The organism is Actinomadura sp. BRA 177 (assembly GCF_013372625.1).
Taxonomy (GTDB): Bacteria; Actinomycetota; Actinomycetes; order Streptosporangiales; family Streptosporangiaceae; genus Spirillospora.
The window spans coordinates 1-18606 of the sequence record NZ_JABXFD010000299.1 but is presented as its reverse complement, the minus strand read 5'-3'; the positions used below and the strand labels follow the sequence as shown (position 1 = coordinate 18606).

Sequence of the window (18606 nt, the reverse complement as noted above, 5' to 3'; positions counted from 1 at the left end):
CCTGCGGCCGCTCCAAGACGTCACGATCAGCCTGGCCGGCCAGCAGATCACCGCCAAGCCCGAGATCACCCCAGACGCCCGAGCCATCCTCAACGCGCTGACACACTAAAACTGTGCAACTCAGGTCGGACCCCGAGGGTTTCGCCGCCATGGGGATCGTGGAGACCCTCGTCCACACCCATGACCTGGCCGAAGGGCTCGGGCTCCCGTGGGAGCCGCCCGGCGGTCTGTGCCGTCGGATACTGGGGCGTCTGTTCCCAGACGCGCCGCACGACACCGAACCCTGGCCGACACTCCTATGGGCCACCGGCCGCGCCGAACTCCCAGGCCGTCCTCGCCTTACGTCCTGGCGCTGGTACGGCGACCCGCGATAGTCACGGTGCCACCGCCCCGCCGACGCGGTAGTCGAGGAGCACGAGGCGGTCGTCGAACACGGTGGTGGCGGACAGGTCCAGGTCGACGGCGGGCAGTTCGGCGAAGACCGGGGCCTCCCCCTCCATGCCGTGGATCATTGGGAAGACCATCACCCGGACCCGGTCGACGAGACCGTGCCGGAACAGGCTGCGCACCAGGGACGCGCTGCCGATGGTGCGCATGGGCAGACCGTCCGCCTCGGCCTTCAGCGCGGGCACGGCCGTCTCGATCGGCTCGTCGATGATCGTGGTGTTCGGCCACGTCAGCGGCGGCTTGAGGCTCTTGGAGAACACGACCTTGGGCAGCTCGGCCATCCGGGGGAAGGACGGGTCGTCTCCGCTCGCGACGACCTCCGCCATCTGCCGGTACGTCGTCGCGCCCATGAGCGTGACGTGCTCCTCGGCGAGTTGCGCGTCTATCCATGCGGACAGCCCCGGGCCATCGAAGCCCCAATACGCCTTCGGACGCGGGCCGCCGCCACCGAACCCGTCGACGGTGCTGAACATGTCGACTCTCAGTTCACGCATGGTTCTCCCTGCCGGTTCGTCGGGATATGAGATGCCGTCCTGTGTGGACCCTGGTGACCATGCGAACTCATCGGTGCCGGCGCCATGCGCTCCGGAGGCGGCTCAGCGTAGGTAGTGGAAGGTTGGTTTGGGGTGCATGAGGAAGTCGTGGTGGGAGATGTTCCAGGCGTAGGCGCCGGCCATGGTGAAGGCGATCACGTCGCCGGGGTTCAGGGGTGGTACGGGGACGTTGCGGGCGAAGACGTCTTTGGGGGTGCACAACTGGCCCACCAGGGTCGCCGGGCTTGTGGGGCCCGTTGCGGTGAGGACCTTGAATGGCTGGTTGTGGCCCTTTGTTACCGGGGTTCTGAGATGGTGGGTGCCTCCTCGGAGAATGACGTAGGTTTCGCCTCTGGTTGTTTTGACGTCTAGGACGTCGGTTACGTACCAGCCGTGGTAGGCGGTTATGGCTCGGCCGGGTTCTATGCGGACCTTGGCCGGGATGGATTGCAGGCCTGTCGCGTATGTCTCCCAGTCGAAGAGGGTTTCGGGGGACGTGTAGTCGACGGCCATGCCGCCGCCTACGTTCAACTCGGGCTCTTCTACTTCGTGGGCTTTCAGCCAGGGGAGTGCCCATTCGGCTATCTGGTGGGCCAGGTCGAGCATGGTTCGGGCGTCCAGGCCGGAGGCCAAGTGGGCGTGGATGCCGCGGAGGGTGAGGTTGGGGTTGCCGGCCAGGAGGCGGGCGCATTCGTTGAGGGCGTCCTCGTCCATGCCGAAGGGGCCACTCATGGCTAGGGCAGCGTTCGCGGTGTCCAAGGGGAGGTTCGCGCGGAGGAGGATGTCGGCGGGGCCCAGCGCGGCCAAATTTCTTAGCTCGTTCGGGCTTTCTACGTGGATGCGGTCAGCGGTCAGGGCCAGGCGTAGTTCTTCGGGTGTCTTGCCAGGGCCGCCAAAGGCCAGCGGTATGTCAGGCAGGGTTTTTCGGACGTGTGCCAGTTCGCCGCCCGATGACACCTCTATGCCGTCCACATGGGGCGCCAGGGCGCGGAGGATCTCGGCGTCCGGGTTGGCCTTGGCGGCGTAGAACAGTTGCGTGGGGCCCACGGCGGCGCGGATTGTTCTGACGTGGTTTTCCAGGCCCGGCAGGTCGTAGATGTAGGCCGGATACGTGTCGAGGTTCAGGGCGAGTTCGTTCATAGCGGTTTGGGTGCGGCTAGCGGGTTCGGGGTGGGGACGTAGGTGGCGCCTCGGTCGGCCACCCGGGACCAGCGAGTGCGCAGGTTCGCCTTGGCGGGCAATGGGACGCCGGCCAGAAGAGCCCTGACTTGGGAGTGGTGGTCGTGGACGGCGAAGTGCTTCCTCGCGTCCTGCCAGAGCGTTCGCTCCAGGTGTGGGTGCAGGTCGGCTACGGCGGCGGCGATTTCGGTGAGGTGGTTGACCAGGAGGCAGTAGACGACGCGGTTCCAGCCTCGGTCGGGCGCATAGGTGAGACTTTCGGTCACGCGAGGTGGGAGATGGGTCAGGTTCCAGCGGCCGGCGGTCAGTTTGGTGCCCTCCAGGTCACGGAAGGCGGCGTGGATGGGCATGCCGTTGGGGTCGACGCAGATGAGGACGTTCTGGAGGTGCGGCTCCAGGACGATGCCGTGCTCCAGGTAGGCGCGAAGAACGGGCGGTGCCACTCGGGCTACGTAGGCGTCCCACCAGGCACGGGCGCTTTCCGGGGTTGAGAGGGCGGGCAGGTCCGCAAGGAGCGTGTTGTAGGGGTCTGTTAGGGCGCCCGCTAGGAGCGGTGTGCCGGGGAGGGATTTGATGCCCTCGCGCAGGATCACCCCCAGGCCCTCGTAGAGGCGGCGGTCAGGGAGCGTGACGCTGCGGTAGGCGGGCTCTGAGAGGAGCGTCGAGTTCAACCTCTCGAAGATGGGCGGCAGTAGCTCGTTGAGGGCTGTCGCCCCGGTCAGCTCGTACCAGGCGTTCTTGCGCACGCAGTTGGTGATGCGTACGTCCAGGCTGAATTTGCAGAAGACGTCCGCGTCCGGCAGGTAAGCCGTCCGGACGGAGGAGGTCGGTATCGCCTCCATGTCGGACGGGCCGAGGTCGAGCAGGAGGCCGTCGGCTAGGGCCTTCTGTAGGACGGCGTTGTCCGCGAGCAGGGAGAACTGCCACGGATGGACGGGAAGCAGTCTCCGGCCTGGCGGGGCAGTGGGGCCGTAGGACGACAGGGCCGTGAACGCGTCCGGCTCCCCTTCCTCAGCGATGAACTCCTCGGGGACGGCCAGCCAGTGCGGGCGGAAACGAGCCCTGGTCTCGGGTGCGTACTGGACCCAGTCGCCGGGTGCCCCCTGGCGGGACTTCGGGGACGGGTGAAAACGGTGTCCCGCCACAAGGGCCTGTTCTGAGGCGATGTACCGGTCGTCTGAGGGTTCGCCTCGTGCGGCAAGGATGGCGGCCAAGGCCGTGTGGCTGTCGTCCACCTGGGTGAGGAACTCGGGGTTGGGCCGGCCGGTCGCGAGTTCCAGTTCGCCCGCGACCAGGTTCGCCAGCCTGTCCCAGGAGGCCGGGATCCACTCGTCCTCGCGTCGCTCCTCGTAGGGCGGCGCCAGGCGGTAGGTGGGGCCGACCGGGGGGCGGGCCAGGCCCGTCCGCAGCACGACGCCCGCGCGCGGCAGGCGGGCGACGAGGTGCGCACCGTCCGGCCATACCTGCTGCTCGGGCGCGCAGATCTCCCGGATCAGGCAGTTGAGCAGCGCGGTCGCGGTGGCGTCGCCCGCCGATCCGGTCAGGTGTGAGAGCTCAGTCAGCAGCACGTCGCGTCCCGTAGGTAGTTGGGCCCTGGCGGGCCGTAGTGCTTGTTGATGTCGGCCGCGCCGGTCCTGGCCTTGTCGACGAGGGTTCCGGCGGTGACCATGGCCTTGCCCGGCAGCGTGTCGGCGTCGAGGGTGCGCGAGCGCAGGAACGCGTCGTCCGGGCCGAGCGCGCCGTCGAGCCGCTCGCGGATCATCGTGAGCCCGGTGCGCCAGGGGAGCAGACCGCGCTCCGCCAGGCCGGCGGCGAGCGCACCGGCGCACAGGTGCAGCGTGATGGTGACGAACACGCGGGCGAGTGCGTCGGGATCGTCGGTCGTCATGCGGCGGTCGATGAGGTCGCGTGGATCCGTGGCTGGGGACGGGGCAACCCGGTCCCTGAGCCGCGACGGGTCGATCAGCGCGCCGTCGTTGTCCTTGATGAGGAGACGGGACGGGGAAGTGTCGTCCAGGACGAGGGCGACGTTCTGCTGGTGCGCCTCTAGCGCGATGCCATAGCGGAACAGCGTGACGTTCCACGCGAACAGTGCCGACAGGTAGGTGCCGAAGAGGTCTTCGAGGTCCCAGCGTTCGATGACGTAGCCCCCGCCGGGAGCCTCCGCCAGTAAGGCCGCGACCGGGACGATGTGCGCGCGCGCCGTTTCCGGTGGGAAACGCCGTACCAGGTAGGCGAGGAGTGGGTCATTGGCGTGGCCGAAGGTCTGCTCATCGGCGAGAAGGACGGGAAGTGCAGGTTCATGCAGGAGTACCTGGCGCAGGATGCGTTCGACCAGCGCGCCGTCCGGGAGAGTGCCGGGCATGATGGTGCGCCGATTCCGGAGGCCAAGGGTGCTGGTCGGCAGCGGCATCTTCAGGTGGACGAGCGGCGTGCCCAGCACCGCCACGGTGCGCATGGACAGCGTCGGGCCGACCCGCAGAAAAGGTTCAGGGGCCAGCGTCGCGCCGGGGTGCTCCTGCACCTGCCGGGCCGCCAGCGGATGGACGGGGAACAGTGCATCGGCCGAACTCAGCCCCACATCGGACGGCACCGGCCACCACTCCGGCAACGTGCCGGTCAGCACCGGGGCACGCACCGAAGCCCACCGCAGCGGAAACGATGGCGCGAATTCGGGCGCGTAGCGGCTCAGATCCGCCATGGACAGCCCGGCGCGGCCCCGCCCTGTCGGGTGCACCGGATGGTCGTTGTAGGCCGCCAGCGTCTCGTAGAACGTCCCTGGGCCGGTCCGCAGCTCGTCCGGGATGCGCGCCAGCCGCCGGTGCACGGCCGGGCGTGCGTCGTCGTGGAGCTTGACGGCCGCCAGCGCGTCCAGGCATTCCCGCTCGAAGGCCACCGTGTCGTCGCGCGGATCGGCCACCGTGCGGACGACTTGGAAGACGTCACTCAGTTTGAGGTCCTGCCCAGGGTCCACGACGAGTTCGGCAAGGAAGACGGGACGCGCTTGCAGCAGGCGCACGGATCGGCCCGGTAGTTCTAACGAACTGTCTCGGACGAAGCGGCGTATGCCCCCGTAGTCCTCGCGCAGCAACACGTCCAGAACACGGGCGGCCAACGGCGCCTCGGTATCGGCGGTCACGTGATCGTCCAGTCGTGGGACGCGCGGAAGCGTTCAAGGGCGGCGTTGACCTCGTCCGGGCCGGGACCTATCGCACGCACCGTGCCCAGGTAGTCGCGGTTGGTGCGAGTGACCGCGACCGAGTCTCCTACCGTGCGCTGTGGACGGTAGGAGAGTTGCACTGGGCCGTCCTCCACCCGGAGTGGGCCGGGCGCCGAGGTGAGCGTGCCGGAGCGGTCGGCGATGACCGGCTCAGCGATGGCGTGCCGCGGACGTGGCACCCGCCGGCCCGGCAACGGTTCCCCTAGATGAACCTGCAGAATCTGCTCAAAAAGCGGGATGCCCAGTAGGTCGGCCAAGAGGAAGTCACAGTGGTCGCCGATCAACCGGTAGTTCACCTCGATGATGCGCGCGCGGCCCTCATGGACGACGAACTCGGTATGGCATGCACCGAACCCGATGCCCAGCTCCTCCAACTGACGCAGAACCTGCGGCGTCTCTGGCGGCGGTTCCGTCCACTCAAGGCGCTCCTCCACGAAGAACGGCGGCGGCGAGAGGGTCGTACGGAACGAGCCCAGCACGCGTAGCTCCCGCCCATCGCCGAGCGTCTCCAACGTGTGAAGGTGCCCTGGCAGGTACTCCTCGGCCACCAGCGGGTCGTCCCGTCGAGCGGCGATCTCGCCGACGCGGGTGGCCAGTTCCACACCGTCCCGCACCAAGAACACGTCCTCGCTGGCCACACCCTCACGCGGCTTCAGGACGAGCGGATACGGCGCATCGACCGGCACCTCGCGTGCGTCCGCGGAGAAAACCGGGTCGATGGACGCGAGATGACGGCGCATCAGGGCCTTGTTCTTCGCGCGGGTCGCCGCCCGCCAGTCCTTGGCCGGAAGACCGAAATACGCGGCCGCCAGCGCGGCGGGCGCCTGCAGGAAGTCGCTGTTGGAGAAGATGGCGGAGGGCGCATCGCCGACGTGGGCGATGATGTCCCGGAAGTCGGAGACGTCGCACTCGACGACCGGCCCGCCGTACGCGTGCGGCCCGGACCGGTAGGCGGCGGGACGGTCGGTGAGCAGCGTCACGCCGAGGCCCAGGCGCGCGGCGGCGGGCAGGAACCCGTACGTCACCGAGTCGGTCGCCTTCCCGGCGACCAGGTGGACAGAGGCGGCCACGATCGGCCTTTCCAGCTCGGGCCTTGCCGGCCCGCGCAGTGTGAGGTAAGCCTTGCCTAACTCGCAGTGATCACCATAGTGGCGGGGCGGCACCGCGCACGCAAGAACGGCGGCACCGCGTGTCCCGGCCCGTGCGGCCGTCCGTCAGGATGGGGCCATGGATCTTGTCGACCGGTGGGTCGCGCTGGCGGGGCCTCACACCCGGCATATCGGGACGGAGCTGGACGAGCGCTACGGCGAGCCGCACCGCCGCTACCACACCCGGGCGCACCTGACCGCCGTCCTCGACCTTGTGGACGAACTGGCCGCGCACGCCGCCGACCCCGACGTCGTCCGGCTCGCCGCCTGGTTCCACGACGCCGTCTACGACCCCGAGCGGGCCGACAACGAGGAGCGCAGCGCCCGTCTCGCCGCCCGCATGCTCGCCGACACCGACCTCGCGTCCGACGACGTCCAAGAGGTCGTCCGGCTGGTGGAGTTGACCGCCACGCACGCACCGGACGAAGGCGACCGCAACGGCCAGGTCCTGTGCGACGCGGACCTCGCCATCCTCGGCGCGGACCCCGACACGTACGCCGTCTACGCCGCCGCCGTCCGAGAGGAGTACGCGTTCGTCCCCGACGAGTTCTTCAATGCCGGGCGGGCCGAAGTGCTCAACGGTCTACTGGCGCTCCTCAAGCTCTTCCACACACCCGCCGCACGCGAACGCTTCGAGGAACGCGCGCGCAACAACGTCCGGACAGAGCTGATGCTGCTCAGCGCATGACGCGCGGGTGGTACGCCTTACGTCGACGCAGACCCGCCTTGGTGAGCCGCAAGAGCAACTCCTGGCAACCGACCGCCTGAGCCCCCTGCAGCACCGCCGCCTCATACAACTCGGACGGGACGTCGTAGTGGTCGCGTTCGAACGCCCTGGGCGGCATCCCCAGTTCCGCGGCGAACACATGCAGTTCGTCGTACGAGACGTCGCTCACCATGTGCGACCAGACACGACCGCGCGCGGGCCACAGCGGCGGATCGATGAGGATCAAAGCTGCTTCCCCTAACACGTCGTTTACACCGATGTAAGCTCACGGGCGGTGACGGCCGCGCGGAGCCGGTGCAACGGTACGACACAACACACATGCGAAGGGGCATGCGGGTGAACGACGTAGTCGGGTACATCCAGGCCGAACGGGACCGTTTCGTCGCCGATCTCAAGGAGTGGCTGGCGATCCCGTCCATCTCCGGAGACCCGGCACACGCCGCCGACGTGCGCGAATCCGCCGACTGGCTCGCCGCCCACCTGCGCAAACAGGGTTTCCCGACCGTCGAGACGTGGGAGACGGACGGGCTGCCCGCCGTCTACGCCGAATGGCCCGCCGACGACCCGGACGCGCCGGCCGTCGTCGTCTACGGCCACCACGACGTCCAGCCGGTCGAGCCGCTGGAGGAGTGGGACACCGCCCCGTTCGAGCCCCTGGAGAAGGGCGACCGGCTCATCGGGCGCGGCACGTCCGACGACAAGGGCCAGGTCTTCTTCCACACGCTCGGCATCCGCGCGCTGCTCGCCGCGTCCGGGCGGCAGGCCCCGCCCGTGACCATCAAACTGCTGGTGGAGGGCGAAGAGGAGTCGGGGTCGGTGCACTTCGCCGAACTGCTCCGCACCCACCGCGACCGCCTCGCCTGCGACGCCGTCGTCATCAGCGACACGACGATGTGGGCGGCGGACGTCCCGTCCATGTGCACCGGTATGCGCGGGCTCACCGAAGCCGAGGTCACGCTGCACGGACCGTCCAGCGACCTGCACTCGGGCTCGTTCGGCGGCGCCGTCCCGAACCCGCTGCACGCGATGGCGACGTTGCTCGCCGCCCTGCACGACGCCGAGGGACGCGTCACACTGCCCGGCTTCTACGACGACGTCGTCCCGCTGACGGACGAGGAGCGCGAGCTGTTCGCGCGCCTCCCGTTCGACGAGGACGAGTGGCTCCGCACCGCCGGCGACAGCCGTGCCGCGCACGGCGAGAAGGGCTACACGACCCTCGAACGCATCTGGGCGCGCCCGACCGCCGAGATCAACGGCATGTGGGGCGGGCACACCGGGCCGGGCGGCAAGACGATCGTCCCGCGCGACGCGCACGCCAAAATCTCGTTCCGGCTCGTCGCCGGCCAGGACCCCGGCAAGGTCCAGGAATCGTTCAAAACATGGGTCGCCGAGCACACCCTGCCGGGCGTGGAAGCCGAGGTCCGCATCCCCGGCGGCGGCGTCCGGCCGTGCTTCTCGCCCATCGACTCGCCCGGCGTCGCCGCCGCGCGCCGCGCCATGGAGCGGGCGTTCGGCACCGAGGTGCTGTTCACCCGCGAGGGCGGCAGCGGCCCCGAAGCCGACCTCGCCGACATCCTGGACGCGCCGCTGATCTTCGTCGCGGTCGGGCTGAACGGCGACCGCATCCACGCCCCCAACGAGAAGGTCGAGATCCCGCTGCTGCTCAAGGGCGCCGAGGCCGCCGCGTACCTGTGGGAAGAACTCGCCGCCGCGCTGCGCTGACACACCGGGAAGGAGCACTTGTGACAGAAAGCCTCGAATGGCTCGCGCTCGCGCGCGGAACGCTCGACCGGGTCGCGCTGAACCGCACCGACGACGCCTGGCTGGACACCGCCTGGAACGATCCGAAGACGCGCGTCCTCGTCATCCAGGACGGACGGTCGCTCGTGACGTACGAGCCCAGCGCCGCCCTCGTCCTCGTCCCACCGGACCAGGCGCCGTCCGGTGAACGCTGGCTCCTCGGCGCGGACGACGACGGCACCGTCTACTTCGGCGTGTCCGGCCCGCCGCCCGCCATCGAGGGGACCGAGTCCGCCGGGCTCCGCCGCGTCGGCGCCCTCCTCGGCGACCGCGACTCCGGCCTGCTCACCCACGCCGTCGCGCTGGAGCACTGGCACAACACCAACCGGTACTGCCCGCGCTGCGGCACCGAGACGCGGGTGACGTCCGCCGGTCACGTGCGCGTCTGCCCCGAGGACGTCTCCCAGCACTTCCCCCGCGTCGACCCCGCCGTGATCATGCTGGTGACGGACGACGCGGACCGCATCCTGCTCGCCCGCGGCCCGCAGTGGCCCGCCGACCGCCGCTCGATCCTCGCCGGCTTCGTCGAACCGGGCGAATCCCTCGAACAGGCCGTCGCGCGAGAGGTGAAGGAAGAGGTCGGGCTGGCCGTCCGGGACGTCCACTACCTCGGCAGCCAGCCGTGGCCGCTGCCGCAGAGCCTCATGCTCGGCTTCACCGCGCGGGCGGACGGCGACGTCCCCCTGAACCCCGACCCGGAAGAAATCCTGGACGCCGCCTGGTACACCCGCGAAGAACTCCGCACGGCCATAGACACCGGCGAAATCGTCGCCCCGGGCCCCCTGTCCATAGCCGCCCAACTAATCATGCGCTGGTACGGCGGAGACCTCCCGCGAATGCAAGACTTCTGACAGATACAGAAGGCAGCCTGCTCCCCGCGCACGGGGGAATCACCCGGCGGGCATTTCGGGGAGTTCGCCGCCGTACCACTGCTCCCCGCACGCGCGGGGATGAGAAAAGGCCCGCCGATTGTGGTCGCCGGGCCTTCTCCGCAAGGGCCTGAGCGTCTTCGCGATCTCAACCAACGGCGGCCGTCCTGACGCGTGACGTGAGAAGGCCCGCCGGTCGTGGTCGGCGGGCCTTCTTCGTGGCTGGATCAGGCGGTCTTCGCGATTTCCGCGAGGCGGCGCTTGACGTCCTTGGCGCTCGGGTTGGTCACGGCCGTGCCGTCGGGGAACAGAACGGTCGGGACAGTCTGATTTCCGCCGTTGACGCTCATGACGAAGTCGGCGGCCGCCGGGTCGCGCTCGATGTCCACCTCGACCATCTCGATGCCGTCCCGGGCGAGCTGGCTCTTCAGCCGGCGGCAGAACCCGCACCAGGTGGTCGTGTACATGGTGAGCTGACCGCTCGGGTCATGGGCGGTCGAAGGCGTCGCCATCGCTTCGTCGTCTCCCTCGTTCGTTCGGACGAATCCGTGCCTACCGCAGAACAGTAGACGCGCCCCGCGCATTCCTTCGTTGTCCACAGGTGGCGGATCGGCTGAGGCAGGTGGGACGGGCTGCGAGTATGGGGGCATGTTGGCTGAGTCGGTGCTGGAGGGACTCGACCCCGAACAGCGGGCGGTCGCCGAGGCGGTGAAGGGGCCGGTGTGCGTGCTCGCGGGCGCCGGGACGGGCAAGACCAGGGCCATCACGCATCGGATCGCCTACGCGACGCTGACCGGGGTCGTCACGCCGCAGCGGGTGCTCGCCGTGACGTTCACCACGCGGGCGGCGGGGGAGCTGCGCAGCCGGCTGCGGCAACTCGGCGCGCCCGGCGTCCAGGCCCGGACGTTCCACGCGGCGGCGCTGCGGCAGCTCACCTACTTCTGGCCGCGCGTCGTCGGCGGCGAACCACCCAAGATCATCGACTCCAAGATCGGGCTCGTCGCGGACGCGGCGCGGGCGTGCCGGCTGTCGTTCGCGCGGACGGAGCTGCGCGACCTCGCGAGCGAGATCGAATGGGCGAAGGTCACCCAGCACCGTCCCGAGGACTACCCGGCCGCCGTTGTCAAGGCCGACCGGAAGGCGCCCGCCGAGATCGTGGACGTCGCGCGCGTCTACGCGATGTACGAGCAGCTCAGGCGTGAACGCAACCTGCTCGACTTCGAGGGGATGCTGGAGCTGACCGCCGCCGTCCTCACCGAGCACCGGGAGGTCGCGAACCAGGTCCGCGAGCAGTACCGGTACTTCGTGGTGGACGAGTTCCAGGACGTCAACCCGCTGCAGAAGATGCTGCTCGACACCTGGCTCGGCGACCGCGACGACCTCTGCGTCGTCGGCGACCCGAACCAGACGATCTACTCGTTCACCGGCGCGTCCCCGTCCCACCTGCTCGACTTCACCCGCGAGCATCCGGACGCGAAGATCGTCAAGCTCGTCCGCGACTACCGGTCGACGCCACAGGTCGTCCGGCTGGCGAACGGGGTGATCGGGCAGGCGAAGGGCGCGCGGCACAAGCTGGAGCTGACCGCCCAGCGGGAGAACGGCCCCGAGCCGGTGTTCAACGAGTACGACGACGAGGTCGCCGAGGCCGACGACGCCGCGCGGCAGGCCCGCAAGCTGATCGACGAGGGCGTCCCCGCGCGGGAGATCGCGATCCTGTTCCGGATCAACGCGCAGTCCGAGACGTACGAGTCGGCGCTGGCGGCGGCGGGCGTCCCGTACGTGCTGCGGGGCGCGGAGCGGTTCTTCGAGCGGCCCGAGGTGCGCGAGGCGGTGGTCCGGCTGCGCGGCGCGGCGCGGGCGGGCGGCGACGCCGAAACCGACGGGACGGGGCTGATATTGACCGTCCGGCACGTCCTGTCCGGGGCCGGGTTCTCCGACCAGCCGCCCGAGGGCGCCGGCGCCGCCCGCGCGCGCTGGGAGTCGCTCGCCGCACTCGCCCAGCTCGCCGAGGACATGGCCGCCGACAACCCGAAGGCCGGGCTCCCCGATTTCGTCGCCGAACTGGAGGAGCGCGCCGCCGCCCAGCACGCGCCGCCCCTGGAAGGCGTGACACTGGCCTCGCTGCACGCGGCCAAGGGCCTGGAGTGGGACGCGGTGTTCCTCGTCGGGCTGGCCGAGGGCACGCTCCCGATCATCTACGCCAAGACGCCCGCGCAGATCGAGGAGGAACGCCGCCTGCTGTACGTGGGGGTGACGCGGGCACGCGTCCACCTGGCGCTCTCGTGGGCGCTGTCACGCTCGCCCGGCGGGGCGCACAGCCGCCGCCCGTCCCGCTTCCTGGACGGCCTGACCGGCAAGACCACCACTCACACGCCGCCCCGCGCCGACCGCACGAAACGGCGCCCCGCCAAGGGCCCGCAGCCCTGCCGTGTATGCGGCCGCCCGCTGACCGCCGCCGTCGAACGCAAGCTAGGCCGCTGCGAAGACTGCCCCTCCGAACTGAACGAGGAACTCCTCCTCGCCCTGAAGGAATGGCGCGCAGAGGTCTCCGCCGACCAGAAGATCCCCGCCTACGTCGTCTTCACGGACGCCACCCTCCAGGCGATCGCCGAACACAACCCCGAGTCCCTGGAAGACCTGGCCCGAATCCCAGGAGTAGGAAAGGTCAAACTAGACCGCTACGGTGAAGCCGTCCTAACCCTCTGCGGCTACTGACACCGCGCACATTCGACCACGGCCTCGGAGTAGGGAGGCCAAGCCCGTCCGCTGCGGCGATGCCGTCCTCACACTCTGCGGTTACTGACGCCGTGTGCATCTGACCGCAGTTTGGTAGTGGTGACGGTCAAGCCCGGCCGCTGCTGCGGCGCCGTTCTCGCGCTCTGCGGATGCTGACGACTGGGGAACCTCGCTCGTCTGTAGAGGCCCGCGTGAGATTCGGATCACGTGGGGGTGGGCGGAGGGCTGGTGTCCGTGGGGTGAGATCGCGGTCACTTCGGGCGATACGGAAGACTGGCCGGCGTGAAGGAATCGCTGAAGGGTCTGCTGGACCTGCTCGACCTCGAACAGATCGAGAACGACATCTTCCGCGGCCGCAGCCCCGAGGAGCGGCGGCAGCGCGTCTTCGGAGGTCAGGTGGCCGGGCAGGCGCTCGTCGCCGCCGGGCGCACCGTCCCCGCGAACCGGCCCGTGCACTCGCTGCACGCCTACTTCATCCGGCCCGGCGACCCGCTCGTCCCCATCGTCTACACGGTCGACCGGGTGCGGGACGGGCGGTCGTTCACGACGCGGCGGGTCATGGCCGTCCAGCACGGCAAGGCGATCTTCACGCTGTCGGCGTCGTTCCAGATCGCCGAGGACGGCCCGTTCCACCAGGCCGCGATGCCGGACGCGCCCGCGCCGGAGACGCTGCCGGACGGCCTGGAGCGCCTCACGCCGGTGTTCGGCGAGGTCGGTGCGCGCGAGTTCGTCACGCGGCGCCCGTTCGACATCCGGCACGCGACGCCGCTGACGTGGGAGGCGGCCAAGGACCCGTCGCTCGCCACCCCCGAGTCGAAGGTGTGGCTGAAAGTGGACGGCGACCTGCCGGACGACCCGCTGCTGCACGTCTGCCTGATGACCTACGCCTCGGACATGACGCTGCTCGACACCGTCCTGCTCAACCACGGCCTGGCCTGGGGCGACAAGCGGACGATGGGCGCCAGCCTCGACCACGCCATGTGGTTCCACCGGCCGTTCCGCGCCGACGACTGGCTGCTGTACTACCAGGACACGCCGTTCGCCGGCGGCGCCCGCGGCCTCGCGCGCGGCCAGGTGTTCACCCGGTCGGGGGAACTGGTCGTCTCCGTCATGCAGGAGGGTCTCGTGCGGGTCTCGGACGAGCCGAGGCGCTGAGCGAGGCCTCCCGTGAGCTTCGACGCTGGCGAGGCGGGGCGGGTTCGCTGGGAAAAGGGTGAAGTCACCCACAAAACCGCAGGTCAAAAATATCTTGCTTGATTCGGCGAGATCCCCGTACGCTCGTCGCGAGCAATCAACCGGCCGACCGTGTGGATCTTGATCCGCCGGCCCCCGGCCCGAGGAGCCAGAGAGGTGGTGTGCAGCCCGGTGAGCAACACGTTGATCAAATCCGCGTCCTCCTGGACCGCTGCCGTCCCTGGCGCCTCCATGCCCTGTGTCTCGGTGCACGGCGTCTCGACCTCCCGCGGCTCCATGCCCGGCGCCTATCTCCAGGCGCTCGGCGGGCGGCTGCGCGAGTGGCGGCGCGCGGATGCGCGCGGCCTGCGATTCGAGCAGCTGATCCAGGACGACCAGGGGCGGAGTGTCTCCGAACACCTCATCGAGGACACGAACGTCCCGGCTCCGGCCACGGCCCACATGGGCGCCACCGTCAAGGGTGGCGTGTCGGGTCCGTCCCCCTGGAGGCGACCGGTCTAGCAAGACAACCGGCAAGCCCCCAGGCCGCGGATCCAGACACCGGATCCGCGGCCTTCTTCTTTGCCCGGACAACCCACCGAAACACCACGTTGAGATCCAACGAGAGGAACAAGGGTGACTGTGATGCAGGGGGCCCTCGCGATCAGCGAGGAGGACCTCACGCTTCCGTGCCGGACCGACCCGGAGCTGTTCTTCGCCGAGGCTCCCGCCGACGTCGAGCTCGCCAAGGCCCTGTGCCTGGAGTGCCCGCTCCGCAAGGAGTGCCTCGCCGGCGCGCTCGAGCGCAAGGAGCCCTGGGGCGTCTGGGGCGGCGAGCTCTTCGTCCGCGGCGTGATCGTGCCGCGCAAGCGGCCGCGCGGCCGCCCGCGCAAGCACCCGCGGCCGGACGAAGTGACGGTGTGAGGCAGTGCTGCCCGCCATGATCGGCCGAATCGACCCCGGAGGCGTGGTTCCCACGCGGGGACCGCGCCTCCGGGCCGCCGGGGAGAACGAGATGACGATGCTCAGCCAGGACCTCGCCCGAGAACGAATACCCGTGACCGTGCCCGACGAGCTGGCCGCCCGCGTGCGGGCCCTCCGGCGGGCACGGCGCGAAGCCCAGACGAGGGCGTCCCGCGTGCGCCGCGTCCTCCTCGCCCCAACGGCGCGGGTCGCGTACCGGGACTGACCGACCGTTCGGTGCTGCATACCGGACGCGTGAAGAACGGTGCCCGCGCACATCATCAGTGCGCGGGCCCGTCGGACAGTTCGCACCTCCATCAGCCATCCGGCTCAGCCGTCAACGACCCCGGCCGCTGCGATCGCGTCCGAAGGCAGGTTCGAGCTTGCGAGAACCTGATCGCGCAGCGAGCCTCTGGGCGAGTCGGAGCGATGCAGCGATCGCGCGCGGCGCCCGCCGAAGGAAGGCCCTCTAGGGCCTGACGCTAAGGGCGCCGCAGTCAACACTGCCGTCCTCGTCGTCGGCGAAGCCGGGCACCCACTTCAGGGACTCGGCGCGGGCCGGGATCTCGCAGTCCAGCTGGCACAGCACGCCGGTGCCCGCCGACAGCACCCGGTGGATGATCACGTACTCGGGCGGCAGGTTCAGCTGCCTGACGACGTTGGACGGACGCAGGTCCGTGACCCGGGCGGCCATGTCGCGCAGCCACTCCCGGTTGAACTTGAACGTCTCGGTGACGAACGGCTCGGTGACCGGGGCGAGGAACGCCTGCAGCGACTCGGCGTCGACCTCCACGCCCTCCCGGATGAAGTCCTCGCGGCGCAGGGCGTCCTCGATCTCGTCGATGTCGGCCATCGTGCCGATGCGCAGCAGCAGCCCGAGCCGTTTCTGGAAGCCGCCGGGGATGCGGTCCACGGCGCCGAAGTCGAGGACGCCGAGCCGGCCGTCCTCCAGCAGGCGGAAGTTGCCCGGGTGCGGGTCGCCGTGCAGCATCCCGCATCGCTTCGGCCCGGACAGCAGGAACCGGCAGTACAGCAGCGCCGCGTGGTTCCGGGTGTCCTGGTCGCCGTCGCTGATGATCTTCGAGAGGAGGGTGCCGTCCATCCACTCGGTGATCAGGATGTTGCCGGACTGCGCGATGACCTCGGGGACGTAGAAGTCGGGATCGTCCAGGTACGCCGCGCGGAACAGCGACTGGGACTCGGCCTCGATCGTGTAGTCGAGCTCCTCGACCACCCGCTCCTTGAGTTCGGCGAGCATCGACTTGACGTCCAGCCCCGGCATCAGCACGCCGAACAGCCGGCCGAGCCGGGCGAGCTGGTTGAAGTCGCTGATCAGTGCCTTGCCGGCGCCCGGATACTGCACCTTCACCGCGACCGCGCGGCCGTCGTGCCAGACGGCCCGGTGCACCTGCCCGATGGACGCGGCGGCGGCCGGCTTGTCGTCGAACGACTCGAAGTAGTCGCGCCAGTCCTCGCCGAGGAACTCCTCCAGGACGCCGTGGACGGTCGACACCGGCAGCGGGGGAGCGGCCTCCTGCAGCTTGGTCAGCGTGGCCCGGTACGGGCCGGCGATCTCCGGCGGCAGTGCCGCCTCGAAGATCGACAGCATCTGGCCGAGCTTCATCGCCCCGCCCTTGAGCTCGCCGAGCACCTTGAACAGCTGCTCGGCGGTCCGCGTCTGGATCTCCATCGCGACGGCCTCGGCGGGCTTGCCGAAGGTCCGCTTCCCGACGCCGAGCGCGGTGCGCCCCGCGAAGCCGATGGGGAGGGACGCCAGCTTTGCTGACCGCGTCACCGCGCGGCGGGGAAGATCGCTCACGCCGTACATTGTCGGTGATCGGGTGTCGTTCACGCCACAACCACCACCAAGTATCGCCGATGCCGAAACCGGCCCACCCTTGTGACCTGCGATGACGTGGTAAGTGTGCGCTTTCTCACGGCGGCGCGCCCGAGTGCGGGACGCGGAAGCCGAGCGACATTCGGTAGCGTGCGGGACGTGTTGCGGGGACGAGAGCACGGGCAGAGCGCGGTTCGGCAGGGTGCGGGGCGCGTAGGCCGAGCGGGGTTCGGTAGCGTGCGGGGCATGTCCGATGTGCTGCTGGTCGAACGCCGTCCCGACGGGGTCGCCGTCCTCACGCTGAACGACCCCGGCCGCCGCAACGCGATGTCGGACGAGATGACCGCCGCCTGGAAGACGGCGATCGACGGCCTGCGCGCCGACGGCGGCCTGCGCTGCGTCGTGGTCACGGGCGTCGGCAGCGCGTTCAGTTCGGGTGGCAACCTCTCCTGGCTGGCCGACACCAACGCCGTCGCCGTCCCGCCGCTGCGCGACCGGATGCTGGAGTTCTACCGGACGTGGCTGCTGATCCGCGGCCTGGAGGTGCCGACGATCGCCGCCGTCAACGGGCACGCCGTCGGCGCCGGGCTGTGCCTCGCCCTCGCCTGCGACCTGCGCTACGCGGCCGGCGACGCCAAGCTGCTCGCCCCGTTCACCGCGCTCGGGCTGCACCCCGGCATGGCCGCGACCTGGCTGTTCCCCGAGGTCGCCGGCCTCCCCCTGGCCCGCGAGATGCTGCTCGCCGGACGCGTCCTCACCGGCGCCGAAGCGGCGGCGCACGGGCTCGTCAACCAGGCCTTCCCGCGACCGGACGTACTGGACCAAACGCTCGATATCGCCGCGAAGGTCGCCGCGCAGGCGCCGATCGCGACCCGGCTCACCAAGGTCGCCCTGGCGGGCGGCGGCCATGCCGACATGGAATCGGCGCTGCGCTGGGAGTCGCTCGCGCAGCCGGTCACGATGTCGTCCCGCGACATGATCGAAGGACTGGCGGCACAGCGGGACAAGCGCAGCCCGCAATTCACCGGCGAGTAAACCTCCGGCGGAGATTTCACCGGCCCCGAGGGATGGTCAAAACATAGGGCCTGACCTGCGGTAACGTCAAACACCCCCTTTGGCGGAGGCAAATTTTCGAGTACGGTTCAGGCGTGCCCCCTAACGTTGAGGTTCGCCGGAGCGCCAGACGCAGGCGAACCGTGTCCGCCTACCGTGACGGCGACAAGGTGGTGGTGATGGTTCCGTCCAGGCTCAGCAAGGCCGAAGAGGAACAGTGGATCGCGACCATTCTGGAACGGCTCGAGGAGCGGGAACGCCGCAGGCGGCCCACCGACGCCGACCTCCAGTCGCGCGCCCGCGAGCTGTCCCGCCGCTACCTGGACGGCCGCGCCGACCCGGTCAGCGTCCGCTGGGTCGCCAACCAGCGCAGCCGCTGGGGGTCCTGCACCCCGGACGACGGCACGATCCGGCTGTCCACCCGGTTGCGCGGCATGCCCGGCTGGGTGGTCGACTACGTCCTCGTCCACGAGCTGGCGCACCTGCTCATCCCCGGGCACGGCGCCGACTTCTGGGAGCTGGTCGGCGCCTACCCGAAGGCCGACCGCGCCCGCGGCTACCTGGAGGGCGTCGCCGCCGCCGCGCACCTGCCGCTTGAGGCGGACGCGCCCGAGGCCGAGGACGGCATGCACCACGGCGACGGGCTGCACCCCGGCGGCGAGTACCCGCACGAGGTCGCCGGGTGACGGTGCCCGGAGCCGCCACCCGCTTCGCCGCGGTGCTCGCGTCCCCACGCCATGGGAACGTTCCACCGGGCGTCGACCCCGACGAGTTCCGGCTCGCGCTGCTCGAGGACACCTACGAGGTCGTCGCCGGCCTCGAACTGGTGACGCCCGCGCTCGTCCTCGACCCGCCCGACCAGCCGGACGCCGAGGCGGTCACCTGGCCGGGCACCCCGATCGCCTTCTCTTATACACATCT

Annotated in this window: 19 protein-coding genes and 1 pseudogene; 12 read left to right on the top strand and 8 right to left on the bottom strand. The window is 69.9% G+C overall.

Going from position 1 to position 18606, the window contains the following annotated elements; all coding sequences use genetic code 11:
• Positions 1–113: 113 nt before the first annotated feature.
• Positions 114–374: a hypothetical protein gene (locus tag HUX53_RS14450; RefSeq protein WP_255205245.1), complete on the top strand. Its 261-nt coding sequence runs from the start codon at positions 114–116 to the stop codon at positions 372–374.
• Here HUX53_RS14450 and HUX53_RS14445 read toward each other — a convergent pair whose 3' ends face one another.
• The 5 genes from HUX53_RS14445 to HUX53_RS14425 form a co-directional block, all read right to left on the bottom strand.
• Complete coding sequence (locus tag HUX53_RS14445; RefSeq protein WP_176403697.1) at positions 375–941, bottom strand: dihydrofolate reductase family protein; 567 nt, start codon at positions 939–941, stop codon at positions 375–377.
• 102 nt (positions 942–1043) lie between these two features.
• Positions 1044–2120, bottom strand: coding sequence for an alanine racemase (locus tag HUX53_RS14440; RefSeq protein ID WP_176403696.1), 1077 nt, complete (start codon positions 2118–2120; stop codon positions 1044–1046).
• The gene (locus HUX53_RS14435) at positions 2117–3727 is read right to left on the bottom strand and encodes an IucA/IucC family protein (RefSeq protein WP_176403695.1); all 1611 of its coding nucleotides are present in this window, start codon (positions 3725–3727) and stop codon (positions 2117–2119) included. The genes HUX53_RS14440 and HUX53_RS14435 overlap by 4 nt, the downstream gene beginning before the upstream one ends.
• Positions 3718–5178 (bottom strand): IucA/IucC family protein, encoded by a 1461-nt coding sequence (locus HUX53_RS14430; protein ID WP_309237220.1) that lies wholly within the window; start codon positions 5176–5178, stop codon positions 3718–3720. The genes HUX53_RS14435 and HUX53_RS14430 overlap by 10 nt, the downstream gene beginning before the upstream one ends.
• Before the next feature lie 116 nt (positions 5179–5294).
• Positions 5295–6449 carry an ATP-grasp domain-containing protein gene (locus tag HUX53_RS14425; RefSeq protein ID WP_176403693.1) on the bottom strand — a complete coding sequence of 385 codons (1155 nt, stop codon included), beginning with the start codon at positions 6447–6449 and terminating at the stop codon, positions 5295–5297.
• A gap of 157 nt (positions 6450–6606) precedes the next feature.
• Between HUX53_RS14425 and HUX53_RS14420 the strand changes: the two genes are divergently transcribed.
• A complete protein-coding gene (locus tag HUX53_RS14420; protein WP_176403692.1) occupies positions 6607–7215 on the top strand; it encodes an HD domain-containing protein in 609 nt (202 codons plus the stop codon).
• Here the strand turns inward: HUX53_RS14420 and HUX53_RS14415 are convergent.
• Positions 7205–7480 carry a DUF4031 domain-containing protein gene (locus tag HUX53_RS14415; protein ID WP_176403691.1) on the bottom strand — a complete coding sequence of 92 codons (276 nt, stop codon included), beginning with the start codon at positions 7478–7480 and terminating at the stop codon, positions 7205–7207. The genes HUX53_RS14420 and HUX53_RS14415 overlap by 11 nt on opposite strands.
• 110 nt (positions 7481–7590) lie before the next feature.
• Between HUX53_RS14415 and HUX53_RS14410 the strand changes: the two genes are divergently transcribed.
• Together HUX53_RS14410 and nudC are read left to right on the top strand one after the other, a co-directional pair.
• A complete protein-coding gene (locus HUX53_RS14410; protein ID WP_309237219.1) occupies positions 7591–8976 on the top strand; it encodes a dipeptidase in 1386 nt (461 codons plus the stop codon).
• A 20-nt stretch (positions 8977–8996) separates the two neighbouring features.
• Positions 8997–9905, top strand: coding sequence for an NAD(+) diphosphatase (gene nudC, locus HUX53_RS14405; protein WP_176403690.1), 909 nt, complete (start codon positions 8997–8999; stop codon positions 9903–9905).
• Positions 9906–10150: 245 nt separating this feature from the next.
• Here the strand turns inward: nudC and HUX53_RS14400 are convergent, their stop codons facing one another.
• Positions 10151–10435: a mycoredoxin gene (locus tag HUX53_RS14400; protein ID WP_176403689.1), complete on the bottom strand. Its 285-nt coding sequence runs from the start codon at positions 10433–10435 to the stop codon at positions 10151–10153.
• Positions 10436–10571: 136 nt separating this feature from the next.
• Here HUX53_RS14400 and HUX53_RS14395 point away from each other — a divergent pair, with 136 nt between their 5' ends.
• The 5 genes from HUX53_RS14395 to HUX53_RS14375 all read left to right on the top strand — a co-directional run bounded on the left by HUX53_RS14395 (position 10572) and on the right by HUX53_RS14375 (position 15021).
• A complete protein-coding gene (locus tag HUX53_RS14395) occupies positions 10572–12638 on the top strand; it encodes an ATP-dependent DNA helicase UvrD2 (RefSeq protein WP_176403688.1) in 2067 nt (688 codons plus the stop codon).
• Positions 12639–12941: 303 nt separating this feature from the next.
• Positions 12942–13814 (top strand): acyl-CoA thioesterase II, encoded by an 873-nt coding sequence (tesB, locus tag HUX53_RS14390; RefSeq protein WP_176403687.1) that lies wholly within the window; start codon positions 12942–12944, stop codon positions 13812–13814.
• A gap of 210 nt (positions 13815–14024) precedes the next feature.
• Entirely contained in the window at positions 14025–14354 is a 330-nt protein-coding gene (locus tag HUX53_RS14385) for a hypothetical protein (protein ID WP_176403686.1), read from the top strand.
• A 123-nt stretch (positions 14355–14477) separates the two neighbouring features.
• Entirely contained in the window at positions 14478–14756 is a 279-nt protein-coding gene (locus HUX53_RS14380; protein WP_117400278.1) for a WhiB family transcriptional regulator, read from the top strand.
• A 91-nt stretch (positions 14757–14847) separates the two neighbouring features.
• Positions 14848–15021: a hypothetical protein gene (locus HUX53_RS14375; RefSeq protein ID WP_176403685.1), complete on the top strand. Its 174-nt coding sequence runs from the start codon at positions 14848–14850 to the stop codon at positions 15019–15021.
• Positions 15022–15264: 243 nt separating this feature from the next.
• On the opposite strand, the gene HUX53_RS14370 is transcribed toward HUX53_RS14375, so the two are convergent.
• On the bottom strand, positions 15265–16614 hold the full coding sequence (locus HUX53_RS14370; protein WP_309237218.1) for an AarF/ABC1/UbiB kinase family protein: 1350 nt from the start codon (positions 16612–16614) through the stop codon (positions 15265–15267).
• Between the two features lie 264 nt (positions 16615–16878).
• Here HUX53_RS14370 and HUX53_RS14365 point away from each other — a divergent pair, with 264 nt between their 5' ends.
• From HUX53_RS14365 to HUX53_RS14355, 3 genes and pseudogenes are all read left to right on the top strand, one after another.
• Complete coding sequence (locus HUX53_RS14365; RefSeq protein WP_176403684.1) at positions 16879–17667, top strand: enoyl-CoA hydratase/isomerase family protein; 789 nt, start codon at positions 16879–16881, stop codon at positions 17665–17667.
• Between the two features lie 161 nt (positions 17668–17828).
• Positions 17829–18371 carry a M48 family metallopeptidase gene (locus HUX53_RS14360; RefSeq protein ID WP_176403683.1) on the top strand — a complete coding sequence of 181 codons (543 nt, stop codon included), beginning with the start codon at positions 17829–17831 and terminating at the stop codon, positions 18369–18371.
• Positions 18368–18606 (top strand): annotated as a pseudogene (locus HUX53_RS14355) (hypothetical protein); the annotation flags it as partial. The gene HUX53_RS14360 and the pseudogene HUX53_RS14355, both read left to right, overlap by 4 nt.